Here is an 18421-nt window from a genome sequence, read left to right on the forward strand (position 1 = left end):
CGGTAGCGGGTGGATCGCAGCGCCACGCCGGCCGGGCCCCGCCGCGCAGGGCGCGGCCTGTCTCCGAATCGTTGCCGCCGGGAACGACCGCTGACCGGACCACCTGACACGCCCGACTTTACCCAGCGCTCCTCTCGTGCATCAATTGTGCATAAGTTCTGCATCAGGACTGCCCCCGGAGGTGACGAAGTGGCAGCCGAACTACCCAAGCCGGTGGCCTGGGCGGACGATCGCCTGGGACTGGCCAAGATCGGCCGGAAGAATCTGCGCAAGGTGTTCCCGGACCACTGGTCCTTCATGCTCGGGGAGATCGCGCTCTACAGCTTCATCATCCTGATCCTCACCGGCATCTTCCTCACGCTGTGGTTCAAGCCGTCGATGGCCGAGATCGAGTACCAGGGCTCGTACAGCCTGCTCAAGGGCCTCACGATGTCGGAGGCGTACGAATCCACGCTCGCCATCTCGTTCGACGTCCGCGGCGGCCTGCTGATGCGGCAGATCCACCATTGGGCCGCGATTCTGTTCACCGCGGCGATGAGCATCCACCTGCTGCGGATCTTCTTCACCGGCGCGTTCCGCAAGCCGCGTGAGCTCAACTGGATCATCGGGATCGTCATGCTGTTCCTCGGAGTGGTCGAGGGTTTCATCGGCTACGGCCTGCCCGACGACCTGCTCTCCGGCACCGGTCTGCGGATCACCCAAGGACTCGTGCTCGCGGCGCCGGTGGTCGGCTCGTACCTGAGTTTCTTCATCTTCGGCGGCGAGTTCCCCGGCGACGACTTCGTCTCCCGCTTCTACACGGTCCACGTGCTCCTGATCCCAGGCATCCTCCTCGCGCTGATCACGGTGCACCTGTTCCTGGTCGTGTACCACAAGCACACGCAGTACCCGGGCCCCGGCCGGACCAACAACAACGTGGTCGGCTACCCGCTGATGCCGGTGTACATAGCCAAGGCCGGCGGCTTCTTCTTCGTCGTGTTCGGCATCACCGCCCTGATGGGTGCCCTGATGCAGATCAACCCGGTCTGGCTGTACGGCCCGTACAACCCGGCGGAGGTGACGGCCGGCTCCCAGCCGGACTGGTACATGGGCTGGCTCGACGGCGCGGTCCGCCTGATGCCCGGTCTGGAGTCCGAGCTCGGGACGGTCACGATCAGCTGGAACATCCTCCTACCCGCCTTGCTCGTACCTCCCCTGTTCATCGGCTTCGTTGCGCTCTACCCGTTCATCGAGGCATGGATCACCGGCGACAAGCGCGAGCACCACCTGCTGGACCGGCCCCGCAACGTCCCGACCCGCACCGGCATCGGCGCCGCGATGATCACCTTCTACGGCGTGCTCTGGCTGAACAGCGGCAACGACCTGATCGCGACGCACTTTCACACCTCGATCAACACGATCACCTGGATCTGCCGGTTCCTGGTGATCCTCGGCCCGGTCATCGCGTTCTGGATCACCCGGCGGATCGCGATCTCGCTGCAGCGTGCCGACAACGAGCGGATCCTGCACGGCCTGGAGACCGGCGTCATCGTCCGCTCCCCCGACGGCGCGTACTTCGAGAAGCACACTCCGATCTCGAACTACGAGGCCTACATGCTCACAGCCCGGGATCGCGTCAATCCGGCCGAGACGCCGCCGGCCGCCGACGGGAACGGCGTGGCCAGACCCCATCGCCGCCGGGACCGGCTCCGGGCCGCACTCTCCCGCTTCTACTTCGCCGACGCGGTGCAAAAGCCGACCGCGGGCGAGGTCGAGGCGGCGCGCAGGCATCAGACCCCACCGGAACTCGACGACGTCCGGACCGACGACCGGACCGACGAGGCAACACCTTCCCGGAGAGGGTGATCCGATCGACTCGAGAGATTTCGCCGCTACCTGAATCCGCCAAGGCGTGTCGGGCGGAAGTACTGGACGAAGGTTTGCCGTCGTCCGTGGTTCCCGGTGGAGGTCGAGTGTATTCAGCCGTAACAACCCACGATCGTCTCAACTCCTGGTTCGGTCGACGGGCCGCCGAGACTCGGGAGCTCGTTGTCGACTTCGCAGCTCGCCAGGCTGCCGATCACTTCACCTTCCCGCAGACCCATGTCCTCGGGTCCGTCCTGAACGACTTCGTCGGCCGTGGCAAGTTTGTTCGTTCGACCTTCGCGTATCTGGGGTGGCGGTGCGGACAGCCCGACGACGGCCGAGCCGCGCAAGCAGCGGCGAGTCTGGAACTCCTTCATGCCTTCGCCTTGATGCAGGACGACGTGATGGACGATTCAGAGGTCCGCCGAGGTGCGCCGGCAGTCCACGCACAGCTCGCGAACTGGGCGGCGAGGCGCGGCTACCGAGGTCAGCCGGCCGACTTCGGGCGTTCGGCGGCCGTGCTCCTGAGTGATCTCTGCTTGATCTGGGCCGAACGAATGCTGCGGGAAGCGGGCCTGGGTCGGGTCGCGATGGACCGTGGATGGCGAGTGTACGACCTGATGAGGGCCGAGCTCGCCGTCGGTCAGTTCGGCGATCTGCTCAACGAAGCCTCAGCTCAGCCCGCTCTGCACGACGTGCTCGATGTCGCGCGTCGCAAGTCGGGCAACTACACGGTACGCCGTCCGCTGGAGCTCGGAGCGGCGCTCGCCGGCTGCTCGTCCGACATCACGGCAGCCCTGGGTCGGTACGGCGAGGCCATCGGTGAGGCCTTTCAACTGCGCGACGACCTGCTCGGTGTCTTCGGCGACCCGGCGGTCACCGGAAAACCGGTTGGCGACGACTTGTTCCAGGGCAAGGCGACGACGGTCATCGTTGCCGCCCACGAGCTGGCAGAGAACCGGCTGGCGACCGAGCTCGAGCGGTTGGCCGCCCGACGACCCGATCACCCCGAAGACCGAGCCGAGTGGGTTCGGCACTGGCAGGACGTGATTCGCGAGAGCGGTGCGGAGAAGTGGGCGGAAGAATCGATCGCCGAGAGAGTCGAGCGCGCCGTCGCCGCCCTCGCACCGGCGGTCACCGGCTTCCCGCGCGACGCACTCGTCCTACTCGCTGATCAGGCAACCCGGCGCAGCGCATGAGCCCCGGACCAGGAGGACACCGATGATGCGCCGGGTCACCGGACGCACTGACCGCGTTGTCGTGGTCGGTGCCGGCTTCGCGGGACTCGCCGCAGCCGCCCACCTGGTCGGCCGCGACCGGCAGGTCGTGGTCCTGGAGCGGGGCAAGGTACCTGGCGGCAGGGCCGGCCGGCTGATGCAGAACGGTCATCGCTTCGATACCGGACCGAGTGTCATCACGATGCCCGACGTCATCGAGGACGTGTTCCAGGCGATGGGCAGGTCCAGCCGGGAGTTGCTCAAGCTGACCGAGCTCACGCCGGCGTACGACGCTCGCTTCGCCGACGGCAGCTCCTTGCTCGTGCATCGCGACGAGGCACAGATGTACGACGCGATCAAGCCGTTCGCCGGCGTCCGTAACGCGGAAGGCTACCGACGCCTGCGGGCCTGGCTCGAACGTCTGTACCGCGCCGAGTTCGATCGCTTCGTCGCCGCGAACTTCGACTCTCCCCTGTCGCTGCTGACCCCGCAGCTCGCGCGCGTCGCGGCGCTGGGTGGATTCCGGCGACTCGACCCGGTCATCGCCGGCTTCATCGACGACGAGCGACTGCGACGCGTCTTCACGTTCCAGTCCCTCTACGTCGGACAGGCGCCGTACGACGCCCTGGCCCTCTACGCCGTGATCACCTACATGGACACCGTGGCCGGCGTGTACTTCCCATCCGGCGGGGTCAGCCGTCTACCCGACGCACTCGCGGAGGCAGCGACCGACGCCGGCGTGAAGTTCCACTACGACGCGAACGTCCGAACGCTGGAGAAGATCGGCGACCGGGTGACAGCGGTCATCACCGAAGACGGCCGGCGATTCTCCTGCGACGCCGTCGTTCTGACCACCGAGATCCCAGTCAGCTACGACCTGATGGGCACTTCACCGCGCCGGCCGGTCCCGCTGCGGGCCGCGCCGTCCGCAGTCGTGCTCCACGCCGGGTTGAACCGGGAGTACGCCGACGTGGCCCACCACACCATCTCCTTCGGCGCCGCGTGGCGAAAGACCTTCCAGCAACTGATCCGGGACGGCGAGCTGATGTCCGATCCGTCCTTGCTCATCACCCGTCCGACCGCGACCGACCCGCAGCTCGGTCCGCCCGGCCGCGACACGATCTCGATCCTGGCGCCCGTACCGAATCTCACCACGGCGCCCGGCATCGACTGGGACACCATGGCCGAGCGGTACGCCGACGAGCTCGTGGACCTGGTCGAGCAACGACAGATCCCGGGTCTGGCCGGCGCCGTCACCACCCGGCACCTGATCACACCGGCCGACTGGGCCGAGCAGGGCATGGTGGCCGGTACACCGTTCGCATGGTCCCACAGCTTCTCCCAGACGGGACCCTTCCGCCCGGGCAACTTTCCTTCACGGACCGAGAACGTCGTCCTCGCCGGCGGCGGGACCGTACCGGGCGTCGGCGTGCCGACCGCTCTCCTGTCGGGGCGGCTCGCCGCGGACCGCCTCACCGGACCGGTCCGCACCGCCGGCCGGTCGAGGCTCAGAGCCGGAGGCAACCGATGAAGACCGCAGAACTCACCGCCGCCGGCATCCAGGACCCCTTCCTGGTCCGGTCGTACGTCAGCTGCCGGCGCCTGAACGCCGAGCACGGCAAGACCTACTACCTCGCGACCCGCATGCTCGCGCCGGAGCAGCGGCCCGCCGTACACGCCCTCTACGGCTTCGCCCGGTTCGCCGACGACATCGTCGATGTGCCCGACCCGCACGCGACCACGCAGGACATCGCCGACGCCCTGCTCGGGATCCAGGATCGGCTCAGGGCCGACCTCCGGACCGGCGGGAGCGACGACTGGATCCTCGCCGCGGTCGTCGACACGGCGCGGCGCTACGAGATCGATCCGGCATTGTTCGACGACTTCATGACCTCGATGCGAATGGATCTGGCCGTCGAGGAGTATCCGACCAGATCGGACCTGTACCGCTACACCCGCGGCTCGGCCGAAGTGATCGGGCTGCAGGTCCTGCCGGTGCTGGGAACGGTCGGCCGCCAGTCCGACGCCGCGCCGGCCGCGGCCGCGCTCGGCCTGGCGTTCCAGCTGACGAACTTCCTCCGCGACATCGCCGAGGACTTCGAGCGTGGACGCATCTACCTGCCGCTGGACGAGCTCGCCGCCCACGGCGTGGACCGAGACCTGATCGGCTGGTGTCTGCGGAATGGATGCACCGAGCAACGAATCGTGGCCGCCCTGCGCGAGCAGATCGCGCTGACCCGGGAGATCTACGCCGTCGCGGAGCGGGGCATCGACCAGCTCGCGCCGCGGTCGAGACCGTGCGTGCGAACGGCGTACGTCCTCTACTCGGAGATCCTGCAGCGGATCGAGGCGGCGGACTACAACGTCTTCGCACGGCGGGCGCGCGTCACCACCAGCCGGAAGGTGACGGTGGGAGGCGCCGCCCTGGTCCGGGCCCTGTGGGTACGGCGACGAGCAGGAGGTGCACGGTGAATCACCTGCAGTACCTGATCGTGATGGGCTTGTGCGTGGCGGTCACGCTGCCCTTGGAACTGCTGGGAGCGCGGGTGTACCGCAGACCGCGTCGATGGGTACTGGCGTTGCTCCCGGTCGTCACCGTGTTCCTGATCTGGGACGCCATCGCGATCGCGGCCGGCGTATGGGGCTACGACTCCGCCTACCTGACCGGGATCACGCTGCCCGGCAGCATTCCGCTGGAAGAGTTGGTGTTCTTCATCGTGGTCCCCACCTGCGGACTGCTCACCTACGAGACCGTGACGCTCATGCTCGGCCGCCGGAAGGCCCGGGACACGGCATGAGAGGACTCGGATACACGCTGCCCGCCGTACTGTCGGTCCTCGTCGTCGTGCTGCTGGAGCTCCGGTGGCTGCGCACGGGACTGTTCCGGCGCCCGGCGTACTGGCTCAGCATGATCATCGTCCTCGGCTTCCAAATCCCGGTCGACGGCTGGCTGACGAAACTGAACGCTCCCATCGTGCTGTACGCCGACCGGCACACCGTCGGTGTGCGCTTCCCGTGGGACATCCCGGTCGAGGACTTCGCGTTCGGGATGTCCCTGATCACCGCGACTCTGCTCGTGTGGGAGTACCTCAAGCTGCGCTCGAAACCCGGCACCATCACCGTGGACAACAGCGAACGGGAGCTTCGATGACCGCTGGACTCCCCCGCAGCGAGGTGTCCGCCGCCTTCGATGCCGGACGGCGACTGATGCCTCTGCCCCTCGGCCACGACGCCCGCATCGAGATCCACCGTCCACCGGCACCGCAGAGATCCGCTGTCCCTGATCGCCGGGTGACTGTCGTGGGTGGCGGCATTGCAGGCCTCTCCGCAGCGACTGCACTGGCCGAGCGCGGCGTCACAGTCACCCTCCTGGAATGCCAGCCGTACCTCGGCGGCCGGGTGGCCTCCTGGCCGCAGGAGCTGCGGGACGGAAGCGCGGTGTCGATGAGCCGCGGTTTCCACGCGTTCTTCCGGCAGTACTACAACCTCCGGCAACTGCTCCGCCGGACGGATCCCGAGCTGCGCCGGCTGGTCGCCGTACCCGACTATCCGCTGGTCGACGCGGAAGGCCGGACGGACACGTTCCGCGGGTTGCCGACGACGCCGCCCTGGAACGCCGTCATGTTCGCGCTCCGCAGCCCGACCTTCGGCCTGCGTGACCTGCTGCGGTTGAACGCGCGCGCCGCATTGCCGCTCGCCACCGTCTCGGTGCCGGACATCTATCGACGACTGGACTCGGTCACGGCGGACGACTTCCTGGAAGCCATCAACTTCCCGCCGGCCGCGCGGCACCTGGCCTTCGAGGTGTTCAGCCGCAGCTTCTTCGCCCCACCGAGCCAACTCTCCGCCGCCGAGATGGCGCTGATGTTCCATCTCTACTTCCTCGGATCATCCGAGGGCCTGCTGTTCGACGTTCCTGACGCGGCTTTCGGCCCTGCGCTGTGGGAGCCGCTGGGACGGTACCTGGACGACCTGGGAGCGGACGTCGCCACCTCGGCCAGGGCCGACGCGGTCGAGCTGGGCGGTCCACGACGGTTCCGGGTGCATATGCCCGATCGCACCATCGATGCAGATGCCGTCGTACTGGCGGCCGACCCACGGGGGCTTCAGCACCTTCTGCAGCGCTCACCCGAACTCGGACTACCCGAGTGGCGTGAACAGGTCGCGAGCCAGCGCAACGCGCCACCGTTCCTCGTGCATCGACTGTGGCTCGATCGACCTGTGGACGCGGCGCGTCCCGCCTTCCTGGGAACAGCGGGACGGGGTGAGCTGGACAACGTCTCGGTACTCGAACGGTACGAAGCCGAAGCTCGCCGGTGGGCCGCAGCGGGCGGCGGCTCTGTCGTCGAGCTGCACGCGTACTCCGCCGATCCCGATCAGGCCGGCACGTTGGCGACGAGGCTCGAATCGCAACTGCATCGGGTCTATCCCGAGACGGCGGACGCGAAGACCGTCGACACCGTCTCGCTCTGGAACGACGACTGCCCGTGGTTCACACCGGGGTCGTTCACCGGCCGCCCGCCGGTCAGAACACCGGTCGACGGCTTGGTGCTGGCCGGCGACGGCATCCGGATCGACCTGCCCGTGGCGCTGATGGAACGGGCCGCGACCACGGGCTTCCACGCAGCGAATCTGCTCCTCAGCAACTTCGGACAGCCCGGTCACGAGCTGTACTCCGTTCCGAACAGACCGAGGATCCGGGGGCTGCACCGGCCCCGGCAACCGGAGAGGCAGCGTTGTGAACCATTTTAGAGACCGCGTGACACAACGGATCCGGACGACCTGGCCCGACGGTTGGCCGGTCCGGTTCCTTCCCCGGCAGGCGTGGAGCCGGCAGGAGCCGACGTACCGCGCGGCCTCACCGGCGGTCATCGAGTCCGCGGTCAAGCGGGCCACGAACCGGGCCTCGGGCAACTGGTTCGTGTTCGCAGCCAGTCGCGAGGTCCGGGCGGACCGACCGCTGGGGATCGTGGTCGCGGGCGTCGAGCTCGTTGCCTGGCGCCACGTCAACGGCTCACTCCGCGTCGGCGAGGGCGCGTGCCCGCACCTCGGTGCGCCGCTGGCACTCGGCGCGATCGACTGCGGGAAGGTCGTGTGCCGCTGGCACGGGCTCGCCGTCGGGGGCGACGGCGACAGGACGGGCTGGCGATCGTTCCCGAGCCACGACGACGGCGTACTCAGCTGGGTGCGACTCGACGGCCCGGGTGGCGAGCAGCCGACCGATCGCCCGCTCGAGCTCGTTCGACCGCAAGGCGAGCGGGTGCTAGACGCGGTCGCCAGCATGGAAGGAATCTGCGAGCCCGTCGACATCGTCGCCAATCGCCTCGACCCGTGGCACGGCGCGTGGTTCCATCCGTACTCGTTCTCCGATCTCCGGGTTGTCGAGGTCCCGGAGGGCGTGGACGATCCCGCGGCAGATCGCTTCCTCGTCGATGTCACGTTCCGGCTGGGTGGGTCGATCGGCGTACCGGTGCGCGCCGAGTTCACCTGCCCCGGACCGCGGACGGTGGTCATGCGGATCCTGGCCGGCGAGGGAGCGGGCAGTGTCGTCGAGACCCACGCGACACCACTCGGCCTCGGCGACGACGGCCGTCCCCGGACCGCGGTGATCGAGGCAACGGTCGCAACGTCGGACCGCCCGGGCTTCGTCTGGGCGACCAGAGCCGCAGCCGCCCTAAGACCCGCGATGCGCTGGGCCGCCGGCCGCCTCTGGCTGGACGACCTCGCCTACGCCGAACGCCGCTACACCCTCCGCGCGTCGGCAGTTGCGGATCGACGTGCTGCCCGCACGGGGATTCACCACGAGTCGCAGGACGAGATCGACGAGAGGTCATTCGAGGCGTCCGGGAGCACGGGGGGTGATGGTCCAGAAGGTGGTCGGCATGTCCCAGCACGCCGACGGCGGCCGACTTGATCAGCCAGGAGCAAGACCGCGGATCCTCTGCGCCGTGATCAGGCTGTCTCCGGGTTCCCGGATGATCGGCTAGCCGCGGAAGTGGAGTTGGCCGGCGGCTTCGGCCATGGAGATGGGGTGGATGAGCCCGCTGGCGCGCGGGGCGCCACGACGACGCCCGAAGCGCCGACGGCGATTGCGTGTATGCAGGGCCTGGCCGCGCCGAGCTGCGATCTCGAGCCGCTGATCGATCTGTCCCTCAAAGTCAATCACCGCGCTCCCGATCTCCGGGGCGACGACGGACTATTGGCCGTCGTACCACTCCGCATCCACGCCAGTCCCGACCAGCCGTACCAGCGTGCTCTTACCGCTCTGCCGGCACCCGCTCACGAGAACAAGCCGGGGATCGCCCATCGCCTCGTCAACCAGCGCGCGCATGCCGTCGCACTACACGTCCCAACGGCGACTCAGGCTCGCCACGGGATTTCGATTCATCCCTCACCCCGGCGAGCTCGTCCTGCCACTCGCTGTAGCCAAGCCACCCAACCAGAAGACGACACGAAACTCAGACCAAGCTTCCGATCCGGAGAGGCCGACCCAGCGGGCCCGGCAGGCCCTGTCACTCACCTCTTACGCCCCTCAATCAGCGCGAGAGGATGGTGATCGATGAGAACCGGTGCGAACGAGACCGTCCACGAATCCCTTGCCAAGAAGAGGTTTCGCTCATCATCGGCAAACCGCGATCAGTCTCAGCTGGAGATCAGCGGGTTCGGGGTTCGAGTCCCTGGCGGCGCACAACGGCCCAGGTCACGAAGGTGTCCTGGGTTTCTTCATGCCTGATGCGCAGCAATCTGCGGACCTTCAGCTGATTGCGACTGTGCGTCACATCACATGGTTTCGCAGCACTGCCGACTGGTCGGTGACTTCGAGCTGCTCGCGCCAGCCCGGTCGGACCACTGAACACGGCACCCGTGGAGTGTTCCGTTGCTAGTCCCCCGGAACGGCGACCGGTCGACTAGCCGCGGAGGTGGAGTTGGCGGGCGGCTTCGGCTATGGAGCCGGAGACTGAGGGGTAGACGGTGAAGGAGGCGGCCACCTGGTCGACGGTGAGGCGGGCGGCTACGGCCAGGGAGATGGGGTGGATGAGCTCGCTGGCGCGCGGGGCGACCACGACGCCGCCGACGATGATGCCGGTGTTCGGCAGGCAGAAGAGCTTCACGAAGCCGTCCCGGACGCCCTGCATCTTGGCGCGGGCGTTGTCGGCCAGCGGGACCTTGACGACGATCGCCGTACTGCCGCCGGCGTCGACGGCCGCCTGGGACACGCCGACGGTGGCGATCTCCGGGGCGGTGAACACGTTCGCGGAGACGGTCGACTGATCCAGCGGGCTGACCGCGTCGCCGAGCGCGTGCGCCATCGCGATCCGGCCCTGCATGGCGGCGACCGAGGCGAGCATCAGTACGCCGGTGCAGTCACCGGCCGCATAGACGCCGCGGGCGGTGGTCCGCGAGACCCGATCGACCGTGACGAAGCCGCCGTCGCCCAGCGACACGCCCGACTCGGCAAGTCCCATGTCATCGGTGTTCGGCAGCGATCCGACCGCGAGCAGCGCGTGCGATCCCTCGACCGTGCGGCCGTCGGTGAGCGTCACCACCACCCCGTCGCCCTGCCGCTTGACCGACTCGGCCCGGGACTTGCCCAGCACGGTCAGCCCGCGCCGCTCGAACACGTCCTCCAGTACGGCGGCCGCGTCCGCGTCCTCCCCGGGCAGCACCCGGTCCCGCGAGGACACCAGGACGACGTCGCTACCGAGGGCGTCGTACGCGCTGGCGAACTCGGCGCCGGTGACACCGGACCCGACCACGATCAGCCGCTCGGGCAGCTCCTCGAGCTCGTAGACCTGCTCCCAGGTCAGGATCCGCTCGCCGTCGGGCTCGGAGCCCTTCAGGATCCGCGGCCGCGCCCCGGTGGCGATCAGCACGACGTCGGCGTCCAGCCGCTCGTCGCCGGCGATCACGGTCTCCGGCCCGTCCAGCCGGCCGCGAGCCTGAATGATCCTCACCTTGTCCCGGTCGAGCCGCCGGGTGATGCCGTCGGACTGCGCGGCGGCCAGCCGCTTGACCCGCTGGTTGACGACGGAGAGGTCGACACGCACAGAATTCGCCGGATCGTCGTCGCCGTCCTCGAGCCGGACGCCGAGCCGGCCGGCCTCCTCGACCTCGGTCATCACCTCGGCCGTCGCTATCAGCGTCTTGCTCGGAACGCAGTCGGTGAGCACCGCTGAACCGCCGATTCCGTCGGAATCGACGACCGTCACCTCCGCCCCCAGTTGGGCGGCCGCACTGGCCGCTTCGTACCCGCCGGGACCGCCTCCGATGATCACAACTCGCGCCACAAGAGGCCATCCTTCCGTATCCTCTGTCGACCGAACCCGATCGCCAGCAGTGCCCGCACTCGCCCCCGCGCGGGACCGTTGTGCCCCCCGAAGATGTCGAACGCTCGCAGCCTCAGTGCTCGGTGGCGTGGTCGCCACACGAGTTGAGCGCTGTCCGAGGCGGACCGCGTCATCTGCTGTCCGGACACCGCCCCGTCGGCTCGGGGACGCGCGGGGCGGCGTGTGCTGGCGAACCGACTACCGCTGAGGATCAGCGGTCGTGACGGGCGGCGGACGCTTTCCCGGACGTGTCGGCGCCAGTGTCTCGGTTGTCAGAAGGTCAGGTGCCAGGAGCGATCGCACAGGCAGAGACGCAGACCCAGGTGCCAGCACGCTTCTGGTAGGCATCCGTGTACAGAGCTTCGTGCTCGGCGCCGTCGGCGAGCATGGTGTAGGTGCTGCGACCGTGGATCAAGGCGACATCGCTGAGGATGCGGACCTTGACATCGTGCACAGCGAGATCCTTGAAGGGCCGCGGCTTGGCGATGTACTCGAGGAACTCCTCACGGTTGCGGGTGACCCCCGGGGTCTGTACGACGAAATCTTCGGCAAGCAACTCGCTGAACCGCGTGGCGTCGCTGGCCTGGTCGGCCTCGACGTAATCCAGGTTGAGCCGTTCGAGGATCGCCAGATCTTCGGCCGCCTGCTCGGTATCGCTCATTGCTATTCCTCCTGTGTGCGGTTCAACGATCGTTGGGCTGTTCACTGCGACCAGCGTCATCGTGCAAGTGATCAGTGTCGTTCCGTCCCGCCGTCTTACCGGTAGGCCCGCGATCGCTCGGTGGGGGCAGCGCCTGCAGCGTTTGGTCAGTGTTGCCGGGGCTCTGGCGCGAAGGGGGCAGGATCGAGTTCGGCTGCGCGAATTCGGTAGATCTGCATGGCCAGGCCGTAGTACTTGTCGGTCTCGCCGACCCACTCCATGCCGAGACGCCGTGCTGTAGCGCACGCACGAAGGTTCTGCGGTCGAGCGACCGCGTACAACTCGTCGATCGTGCCGGTTGCGAACGCCCATCGCAGCAGGGCGTGGCTCGCCTCGGTCGCCAGCCCGCGGCCCCATGCCGCCGGTTTCAGTTGCCAGCCGATCTCGAAGTCTTCCTCGTACGGCGGAAGCAAGCTGAGGATCAGGCCGCCGACGACTTCGCCGTCGGCCCTGCTGACGATCGCCCACCGCCCAGCGGGCAGTACGAGACTCTTGCCGGCCTCGATCCATGAGCGCAGCAGCTGACGCATGGTCAGCTCGTTCGGTACCTGTTCCATCGCAGGCGACAGCCAGCGCGCCACTTCACTGGACCCGTAGATCGCCAAGGCGGCAGCTGCGTCGGACTCGGTCCACTCCCGAATCACGAGCCGTTCACTTTCGGTGATCACCGTCATCTGCACCATCCTGTCGATCGAGAAATTCCACCCACGCCAACCGTCTGGCGACGCAAAGAGGCCTGATCAGTCCCGCTCCGGAGACGCAAGCCTCGCACAACCCGCCCGGTGATCCGACGATCAGCAGCGTGCAGCCACGGACCAAACTCCTTCCAGGTAGTGACGTTCGGTCGGGATGTTGCATCGTCGGAGCGCAGACGGGCGGACATGGAGGACCGCCCTACGTTGATACATTCATGGACTATATAGTCCACTCTGGGAACGCGAGCAGGCCCTGAGTTCGGAGAGCAGCACAGAGGAAGTGGCAATGACTGATCAGTTTCTTCGGCCCGATGGAACGGGCTTCTACCTCGCCGGTGGCGAGCTGACCCTGACCGGCCCAGCTGAGCAAGCGATCGCCGGTGGCCGGCTCGTCGACTTCAGCGTGACCGCGGGCCTGTTCGGCGGCGCCGACATCGACGTGATGGTCGCGAGCTGGAACACCGCACGGACCGACGATCTGGGCGGCGTACGGTCGGAAGTCGGGCGCACGATCCTGCCGTTGCGGACGCAGCCGGTGGTGCTCAACTCGCTTCCGAGCAGCGTGCGAGTGCAACTGCGCACAGCAACGGAACTCCACGACACCGAGGGCGCCTGGCAGCTCGTCCTTCACTTCCGCAATGACGCCGGATCAAGCCTCACCTGGCAGGCCAGCCTTCCTGCCGAGGCGTTCGGTGCAGCCTGGCTGGCTCCGTTGGCCGACCTACTGACCATCGACGGTGCAGTCGTCGACCCGGCCCCCGCTCCCCCGCAGTCTCCGACCAGCGCTCAGGGAATGGAGACAACCAGCAAGCCGGCTCGCCCTGTGGTCAGTGTGGTCCATCACCCAGACGACGAGTACTACGAGGTCCTCGCAGACGGCCAACAAGCGGGGCTCCTCGTCTACCACGTGATCGGCTCGCACCTGTCCATCACGCACACCGTCATCGACCAGACCTATCGCGGACGAGGACTGTCGTGGGTGCTGGTCGGCCGCGCTCTCGACGACATTCGCACGAAGGCCGTGACGGTGTCGAACTACTGCGCGGTCGTACGCCGATTCGTCGAGAAGAACCCTGAGTACCGCGATCTCCTCAGCATGCCCCAGCCAGGGCATCAGTCGATCGGGTCGTGAACGGCATTCCAGACACGGCCCGTCTGGGTCGTGGTCAGGTGATTCACCAGGATTGCGGCCAGCCTGTCGTAATCGACGACAGCGAGGTCCTTCTGGCTGAGAACGAATCGCCGGATCAAGGGATCGCCGATCGCTTCGGGATCTATCGCGGCGAGCCAGGTCCGCAACGACGTACCCGGCTTCTGTGCACGGAGGACGTTGACAGTGATCCCGGTGCCGGTGAGCTCTGCGGCGAGGTTCACGGTATGTGCTTCCAGCGCAGCGACGCAGGTCCCGTAGATGTTTCCACCGGGCCAGGAGACCAGGTTGCCGACCGCACCGCAGACGTTGGCGATCCGCCCCCAGCCGTGCCGACCCATTGCTGGGATCACCGCGCCGGCGAGCGCAACCACGCTGGCGACGTTGATGGTGAGGGCACGAAGTACGGCCGCCGGGTCAAGTGCGCTGACGGGGCCCAGCGGTGTCACGGTGGAGGCGCTGTTGACCAGGATGTCGACCTCGCCGAGTACCTGCTCGATACCGTGGACGAGGCCGGGAATCGAGGCGGGGTCGTAGAGATCGACGGTGAACCCGGCCGCCTCGCCTCCGGCTGCAAGGATGGCCTCCACGGCGGCGTCCGCACGGGCCTTCGACACGGCGACGACCGCGACGGCGGCACCGGCGGCGCCGAGCTGCTCGGCGATTGCCCGCCCGATCGCACCGCCTGCGCCGGTCACCAAGGCAACTCTGCCGACGAAGGGTCTTGCCGGATTCACGGGTGCCAACATAGTTGTTGGAGTCTCTGCGACACCTGCGTCTTACCTTTGCGCCGGTGATCACCGGCGCTACGCGTCCAGTGCCCGCCTTTCGTACGACGCGGAGACTCCGTACGTACAGATCGGCCGATCGCCGTCTAGTTGTCGGGCGACGTCGCGTGCGCTCGGACCGAATCCATCGCCAGTTCGAGTGCGATCCGCATCGGTCCGGGATCGCGCGCCGCCTGGGCAAGAACGTACCCGCCCTGGAGTGCGGCCATGATGCCCGTTGCCAGCGTCGAAGGAGCGGCATCCTCGGACAATGTGCCGTTGGACTTCATCCGCTCGAGCGCTGCGGTCAGGAGGGAGATCCAGGACACCAGATGTGCTTCGAGATCGATCCGTGCTGCCTCGTCCTGATCGGAGAGTTCGGTTGACAGTGAGCCCAGTTCGCAGCCCAGCGCTCCGCGGCGTGCGGTGACTCGCTGGAGTATGGCCCGGCACCAGCGGTCGAGGCCGCTGAACGAGTCGACTCTGCGGAGGTACTGTTCCTCACGCTCGAGCACACGGCTTCCCCGCAGCGCGATGACCGCCTGGACCAGGGCGGCCTTGTCGGCGAAATGCCGGTAGAACTGTGACTTGCTCGTCCCACTCGCCGCTGTCACTTCGTCGAGCGTGGTCGCTGCGGCGCCCTTGAGGGACATCAGCTCGTCGGCAGAGGCGACGATCCGGGCTCGCGTGGCCGCGCCGCGGGCGGTCAGGCGGCGATCGAGCTCGTTCACTGTCTCGGGCACGCCAAGAGCTTATCGGGGCGCCGCAACGAATGCTGACGCCTTCGTGGAGATGCTCGACGTGATCGACACACCTCCGTGATCAATGCTGTCTGGACCGGTATGTCCCGTGCTCCGGGCAGGCTCGGCGTGATGTCACGCCACGGGTAAGCAGGCGTGCCGGGGCTGACACCAATGCTCGCGAGGAGCCGGCAGACCGCCGGCCCGAGGTCAGGAGGACGTATGAGCGAGGTCAGTCGAGAGTATTACGGCAGTTACAGCGTGGACGACGAGGACCAGCTCCAGTTCTCCGACACCCTCGACGGACGAGGGGTCTCCGACCTTCTCGACGAAGGCTACTCGCCGCCGGAGAAGTGGTCGGCCGGTGAGGGCTTCGGGACGACCGCAGCGGAGGCGTTGCGGGGTGAGACCTTCGAGCAGCGGCTTGCGCAGGAGGAGCCGGACATCGACCCGTACGCCACACCGTCGGAGCACGTCGACGGCCCGGAGATCGGCCGAGACCGTGCCGGTCGTCTCGTCGCTCCGGACGAGGGGTCGCACTTCGACTTCGAGGAAGAGCTTGTCGCGACCGACGTCGGGATCGACGGAGGCGCTGCGAGCGCCGAAGAAGCCGCGATCCACGTCGTGGACGACGAGCCGCTGGAGCTCGACGACCTCGACTGAGCAACTCCCCGGGATTCCGGGAACCAGTAAGGCCGGCCCCCGATCGGCACACACAGAGGGGAATCCGGGCCGCTCCGGCCTGGCAGGGATCGAGGGGAAGCATATGAGTGGGTACTTCGAGGGCCGCAAGCTCATCGTGGTCGGTGGCAGCAGCGGCATGGGGCGGCAGACCGCGGCGGACGTTGTCGGGCAAGGCGGCAAGGCCGTCATCGTCGGACGTCAGCAAGTGAAGGTCGACGAGACGGTCGCCGAGCTCGGCAAGAAGGGAGAAGCCTGGGGGATCACTGCGGACCTGGCAGATCGCAAGCAGGTCGAAGACGTGCAAGAGCAACTCGCGGCCGAGCATGCCGACGCGACACTGCTGGTCAACGCGGCGGGGTTCTTCATTCCCAGGGAATTCCTCGACTACAGCCAGGAGAACTACGACGCGTACCTGGAGCTGAACCGGGCTACGTTCTTCCTGACCCAGACCGTCGTACGGGGCATGAAAGCCGCAGGCGCCGGCGGCGCGATCGTCAACATCGGCAGCATGTGGGCCCATCAGGCGGTGGCGGCGACACCGGCGACCGGCTACTCGATGGCGAAAGCCGGCCTGCATGCCCTGACCCACAACCTGGCCATGGAACTGGCGGCCGACGGAATTCGCGTCAACGCTGTGGCTCCCGCAGTGGTGGCCACGCCGTTGTACGAGGGCTTCATCCCCGCCGACAAACTCGAGGAGACCGTGAAGGAGTTCGACGGCTTCCACCCGTTGGGACGGGTCGGAACAGCCCAGGACATCGCCTCGTCGATCGTCTTTCTCCTCTCCCCGGAGGCCAGCTGGATCACCGGCGCGATTCTCAACGTCGACGGGGGCGTGATGGCCGGGCGCAACTGAGCACTCGATCCGGCAGGCAGCTACCGTGGCGTGGGTGACGCGGTGAATTGCCAGGTAAGAAACCGATCTGTCGTGGAGGCCAACTCGTACGAGCGCGGACGCTGGACCGTACAAGCGATCCCGAACGCCCCGACGAGCGCGCGCTCGATCACATCCCTGTGGAATGAATGTGGAGTGCCCATGACGATTTTTCAGACCGTGTCTGCCGGCGGATTGGAGGTCTTCTACCGCGAAGCGGGTAAGCCTGGAGCGCCGAAACTCCTGCTGCTGGGCGGTTTTCCCTCCTCGTCTCACCAGTTCCGGAACCTGATGCCGGCCCTGGCCGACAGCTTCCACCTGGTCGCGATCGACTACCCCGGCTTCGGGAACACCGAGATGCCGGATCCTGCGGAGTGGGACTACACCTTCGACCACCTCGCAGAGATTGTCGACGAGGCATTGCTGGCCATCGACTTCACCGGACCGATGGGGCTGTACATGCAGGACTACGGAGGCCCGATCGGGAACCGGCTGATCTCGCTTCATCCGGACTGGCTGCAGTGGCAGATCATCCAGAACGCGAACACCTACGAGGAGGGGTTCACCGAGGTCTGGGACGGGATTCGGCACGTCCTCTGGGTCAACCGCAACGCGGTGACCGAAGCACCTCTCGTGGCACTCCTCGAGCCGGAAGCGGTGAAGGCGATCTACCTGGCCGGTCACCCCGATCCGACGAAGATCAGCCCGGACAACTGGAACTTGGATCTGCACTTCCTGGCCCGGCCGAACGCACACCGGGTGCAGCTGGATCTGTTCTACGACTACCGGACGAACGCCGCGCAGTACCCGACCTGGCAGAGTCGGCTTCGCCGTGACCAGCCCAAGACGCTGATCTTCTGGGGCCAGGGAGACATCCTCTTCACCCCTGCCGGCGGAGAGGCGTATCTGCGCGACCTGCCCGATGCGAAGCTGGTTCGCCTCGACTCTGGACACTTCGCAGTAGAGGACTGCCTGCAGGAGATCGTGGACGGCATCAACGGTTTCTACGACGACACCGTCAAGTAGCCCGTAAGGCCGATGCTCGGACAGGACACAGAGTCGGTGAAGACCTCTACCGAAGGGCCGACAGTGCGAGCGACGATCGACGGCGTGCTACTCGCCGACGCAGACACCCAACACACCATCTCGATCGAAGGGAATCAATACTTCCCTCCGGAGTCGCTGACGATCGGCACCTTGAAGGACAGCCCGACTCCCTATGTCTGCCCTTGGAAGGGCCAAGCCCGCTACTACAGTGTGGAAACTCCGCACCACGAGCACATCGACGCTGCATGGTGCTACCCGCATCCGAAGCGGTCGGCCATCGAGACTGTCGGACACGACTTCACCGGGTACGTCGCGTTCGACACCACGCGGGTGTCGATCGAGTAGACCGATGCGCGCCCGGTCCAGCTCGCTGTA

At 67.1% G+C, this 18421-nt stretch carries 19 protein-coding genes; 13 read left to right on the forward strand and 6 right to left on the reverse strand.

Translation table 11 applies throughout. The features are described 5' to 3' along the window. Positions 1-189: 189 nt before the first annotated feature. From ACIBGM_RS06760 to ACIBGM_RS06795, 8 genes are all read left to right on the forward strand, one after another. Positions 190-1845, forward strand: coding sequence for a cytochrome bc complex cytochrome b subunit (locus tag ACIBGM_RS06760; RefSeq protein ID WP_396384722.1), 1656 nt, complete (start codon positions 190-192; stop codon positions 1843-1845). A 107-nt stretch (positions 1846-1952) separates the two neighbouring features. Continuing rightward, positions 1953-3044, forward strand: coding sequence for a polyprenyl synthetase family protein (locus tag ACIBGM_RS06765; RefSeq protein WP_396384723.1), 1092 nt, complete (start codon positions 1953-1955; stop codon positions 3042-3044). Positions 3045-3066: 22 nt separating this feature from the next. Further along, on the forward strand, positions 3067-4593 hold the full coding sequence (crtI, locus tag ACIBGM_RS06770) for a phytoene desaturase family protein (protein ID WP_396384724.1): 1527 nt from the start codon (positions 3067-3069) through the stop codon (positions 4591-4593). Further along, complete coding sequence (locus ACIBGM_RS06775) at positions 4590-5534, forward strand: phytoene/squalene synthase family protein (RefSeq protein ID WP_360531408.1); 945 nt, start codon at positions 4590-4592, stop codon at positions 5532-5534. The genes crtI and ACIBGM_RS06775 overlap by 4 nt, the downstream gene beginning before the upstream one ends. Further along, complete coding sequence (locus ACIBGM_RS06780) at positions 5531-5860, forward strand: lycopene cyclase domain-containing protein (RefSeq protein WP_396384725.1); 330 nt, start codon at positions 5531-5533, stop codon at positions 5858-5860. Before ACIBGM_RS06775 ends, ACIBGM_RS06780 begins: the two co-directional genes overlap by 4 nt. Continuing rightward, entirely contained in the window at positions 5857-6213 is a 357-nt protein-coding gene (locus tag ACIBGM_RS06785; protein ID WP_396384726.1) for a lycopene cyclase domain-containing protein, read from the forward strand. Before ACIBGM_RS06780 ends, ACIBGM_RS06785 begins: the two co-directional genes overlap by 4 nt. Continuing rightward, complete coding sequence (locus ACIBGM_RS06790; protein ID WP_396384727.1) at positions 6210-7814, forward strand: FAD-dependent oxidoreductase; 1605 nt, start codon at positions 6210-6212, stop codon at positions 7812-7814. The genes ACIBGM_RS06785 and ACIBGM_RS06790 overlap by 4 nt, the downstream gene beginning before the upstream one ends. 7 nt (positions 7815-7821) lie before the next feature. Further along, positions 7822-8976 carry a DUF5914 domain-containing protein gene (locus ACIBGM_RS06795; protein WP_396384728.1) on the forward strand — a complete coding sequence of 385 codons (1155 nt, stop codon included), beginning with the start codon at positions 7822-7824 and terminating at the stop codon, positions 8974-8976. A gap of 282 nt (positions 8977-9258) precedes the next feature. Here ACIBGM_RS06795 and ACIBGM_RS06800 read toward each other — a convergent pair whose 3' ends face one another. The 4 genes from ACIBGM_RS06800 to ACIBGM_RS06815 all read right to left on the reverse strand — a co-directional run bounded on the left by ACIBGM_RS06800 (position 9259) and on the right by ACIBGM_RS06815 (position 12763). Then, the gene (locus ACIBGM_RS06800) at positions 9259-9393 is read right to left on the reverse strand and encodes a hypothetical protein (protein WP_396384729.1); all 135 of its coding nucleotides are present in this window, start codon (positions 9391-9393) and stop codon (positions 9259-9261) included. Positions 9394-9970: 577 nt separating this feature from the next. Beyond that, the gene (locus ACIBGM_RS06805) at positions 9971-11350 is read right to left on the reverse strand and encodes an NAD(P)H-quinone dehydrogenase (RefSeq protein ID WP_396384730.1); all 1380 of its coding nucleotides are present in this window, start codon (positions 11348-11350) and stop codon (positions 9971-9973) included. A 319-nt stretch (positions 11351-11669) separates the two neighbouring features. After that, positions 11670-12110 (reverse strand): nuclear transport factor 2 family protein, encoded by a 441-nt coding sequence (locus tag ACIBGM_RS06810; protein ID WP_360529885.1) that lies wholly within the window; start codon positions 12108-12110, stop codon positions 11670-11672. Between the two features lie 86 nt (positions 12111-12196). Further along, the gene (locus tag ACIBGM_RS06815; protein WP_396384731.1) at positions 12197-12763 is read right to left on the reverse strand and encodes a GNAT family N-acetyltransferase; all 567 of its coding nucleotides are present in this window, start codon (positions 12761-12763) and stop codon (positions 12197-12199) included. Positions 12764-13070: 307 nt separating this feature from the next. Here ACIBGM_RS06815 and ACIBGM_RS06820 point away from each other — a divergent pair, with 307 nt between their 5' ends. Continuing rightward, complete coding sequence (locus tag ACIBGM_RS06820) at positions 13071-13916, forward strand: GNAT family N-acetyltransferase (protein WP_396384732.1); 846 nt, start codon at positions 13071-13073, stop codon at positions 13914-13916. Here the strand turns inward: ACIBGM_RS06820 and ACIBGM_RS06825 are convergent. Continuing rightward, a complete protein-coding gene (locus ACIBGM_RS06825; protein ID WP_360529876.1) occupies positions 13898-14671 on the reverse strand; it encodes an SDR family NAD(P)-dependent oxidoreductase in 774 nt (257 codons plus the stop codon). The two genes, ACIBGM_RS06820 and ACIBGM_RS06825, sit on opposite strands and share 19 nt — an antisense overlap. 137 nt (positions 14672-14808) lie before the next feature. Beyond that, positions 14809-15444, reverse strand: a complete 636-nt coding sequence (locus tag ACIBGM_RS06830; RefSeq protein ID WP_360529873.1) for a TetR/AcrR family transcriptional regulator — start codon at positions 15442-15444, stop codon at positions 14809-14811. A gap of 219 nt (positions 15445-15663) precedes the next feature. On the opposite strand from ACIBGM_RS06830, the gene ACIBGM_RS06835 reads away from it, so the two are divergent. The 4 genes from ACIBGM_RS06835 to ACIBGM_RS06850 all read left to right on the forward strand — a co-directional run bounded on the left by ACIBGM_RS06835 (position 15664) and on the right by ACIBGM_RS06850 (position 18391). After that, entirely contained in the window at positions 15664-16104 is a 441-nt protein-coding gene (locus tag ACIBGM_RS06835; protein ID WP_360529870.1) for a DUF5709 domain-containing protein, read from the forward strand. Positions 16105-16207: 103 nt separating this feature from the next. Next, positions 16208-16981: an SDR family oxidoreductase gene (locus ACIBGM_RS06840; protein ID WP_360529867.1), complete on the forward strand. Its 774-nt coding sequence runs from the start codon at positions 16208-16210 to the stop codon at positions 16979-16981. A gap of 180 nt (positions 16982-17161) precedes the next feature. After that, on the forward strand, positions 17162-18025 hold the full coding sequence (locus tag ACIBGM_RS06845) for an alpha/beta fold hydrolase (RefSeq protein WP_360529864.1): 864 nt from the start codon (positions 17162-17164) through the stop codon (positions 18023-18025). Between the two features lie 63 nt (positions 18026-18088). Beyond that, complete coding sequence (locus ACIBGM_RS06850; RefSeq protein WP_396384733.1) at positions 18089-18391, forward strand: DUF427 domain-containing protein; 303 nt, start codon at positions 18089-18091, stop codon at positions 18389-18391. The last annotated feature ends 30 nt before the right edge of the window (positions 18392-18421 follow it).

This window comes from Kribbella sp. NPDC050470, assembly GCF_044458365.1.
In the GTDB taxonomy this organism is placed as follows: Bacteria; Actinomycetota; Actinomycetes; order Propionibacteriales; family Kribbellaceae; genus Kribbella.

Bases quoted from the DNA above. Each gene is read 5' to 3' on its own strand.
- crtI (WP_396384724.1), top strand. From the start codon at position 3,067: ATGATGCGCCGGGTCACCGGACGCACTGACCGCGTTGTCGTGGTCGGT.
- ACIBGM_RS06775 (WP_360531408.1), top strand. From the start codon at position 4,590: ATGAAGACCGCAGAACTCACCGCCGCCGGCATCCAGGACCCCTTCCTG.
- ACIBGM_RS06785 (WP_396384726.1), top strand. From the start codon at position 5,857: ATGAGAGGACTCGGATACACGCTGCCCGCCGTACTGTCGGTCCTCGTC.
- ACIBGM_RS06790 (WP_396384727.1), top strand. From the start codon at position 6,210: ATGACCGCTGGACTCCCCCGCAGCGAGGTGTCCGCCGCCTTCGATGCC.
- ACIBGM_RS06800 (WP_396384729.1), bottom strand. From the start codon at position 9,393: ATGCGCGCGCTGGTTGACGAGGCGATGGGCGATCCCCGGCTTGTTCTC.
- ACIBGM_RS06810 (WP_360529885.1), bottom strand. From the start codon at position 12,110: ATGACGCTGGTCGCAGTGAACAGCCCAACGATCGTTGAACCGCACACA.
- ACIBGM_RS06815 (WP_396384731.1), bottom strand. From the start codon at position 12,763: ATGACGGTGATCACCGAAAGTGAACGGCTCGTGATTCGGGAGTGGACC.
- ACIBGM_RS06820 (WP_396384732.1), top strand. From the start codon at position 13,071: ATGACTGATCAGTTTCTTCGGCCCGATGGAACGGGCTTCTACCTCGCC.
- ACIBGM_RS06835 (WP_360529870.1), top strand. From the start codon at position 15,664: ATGAGCGAGGTCAGTCGAGAGTATTACGGCAGTTACAGCGTGGACGAC.
- ACIBGM_RS06840 (WP_360529867.1), top strand. From the start codon at position 16,208: ATGAGTGGGTACTTCGAGGGCCGCAAGCTCATCGTGGTCGGTGGCAGC.
- ACIBGM_RS06845 (WP_360529864.1), top strand. From the start codon at position 17,162: ATGACGATTTTTCAGACCGTGTCTGCCGGCGGATTGGAGGTCTTCTAC.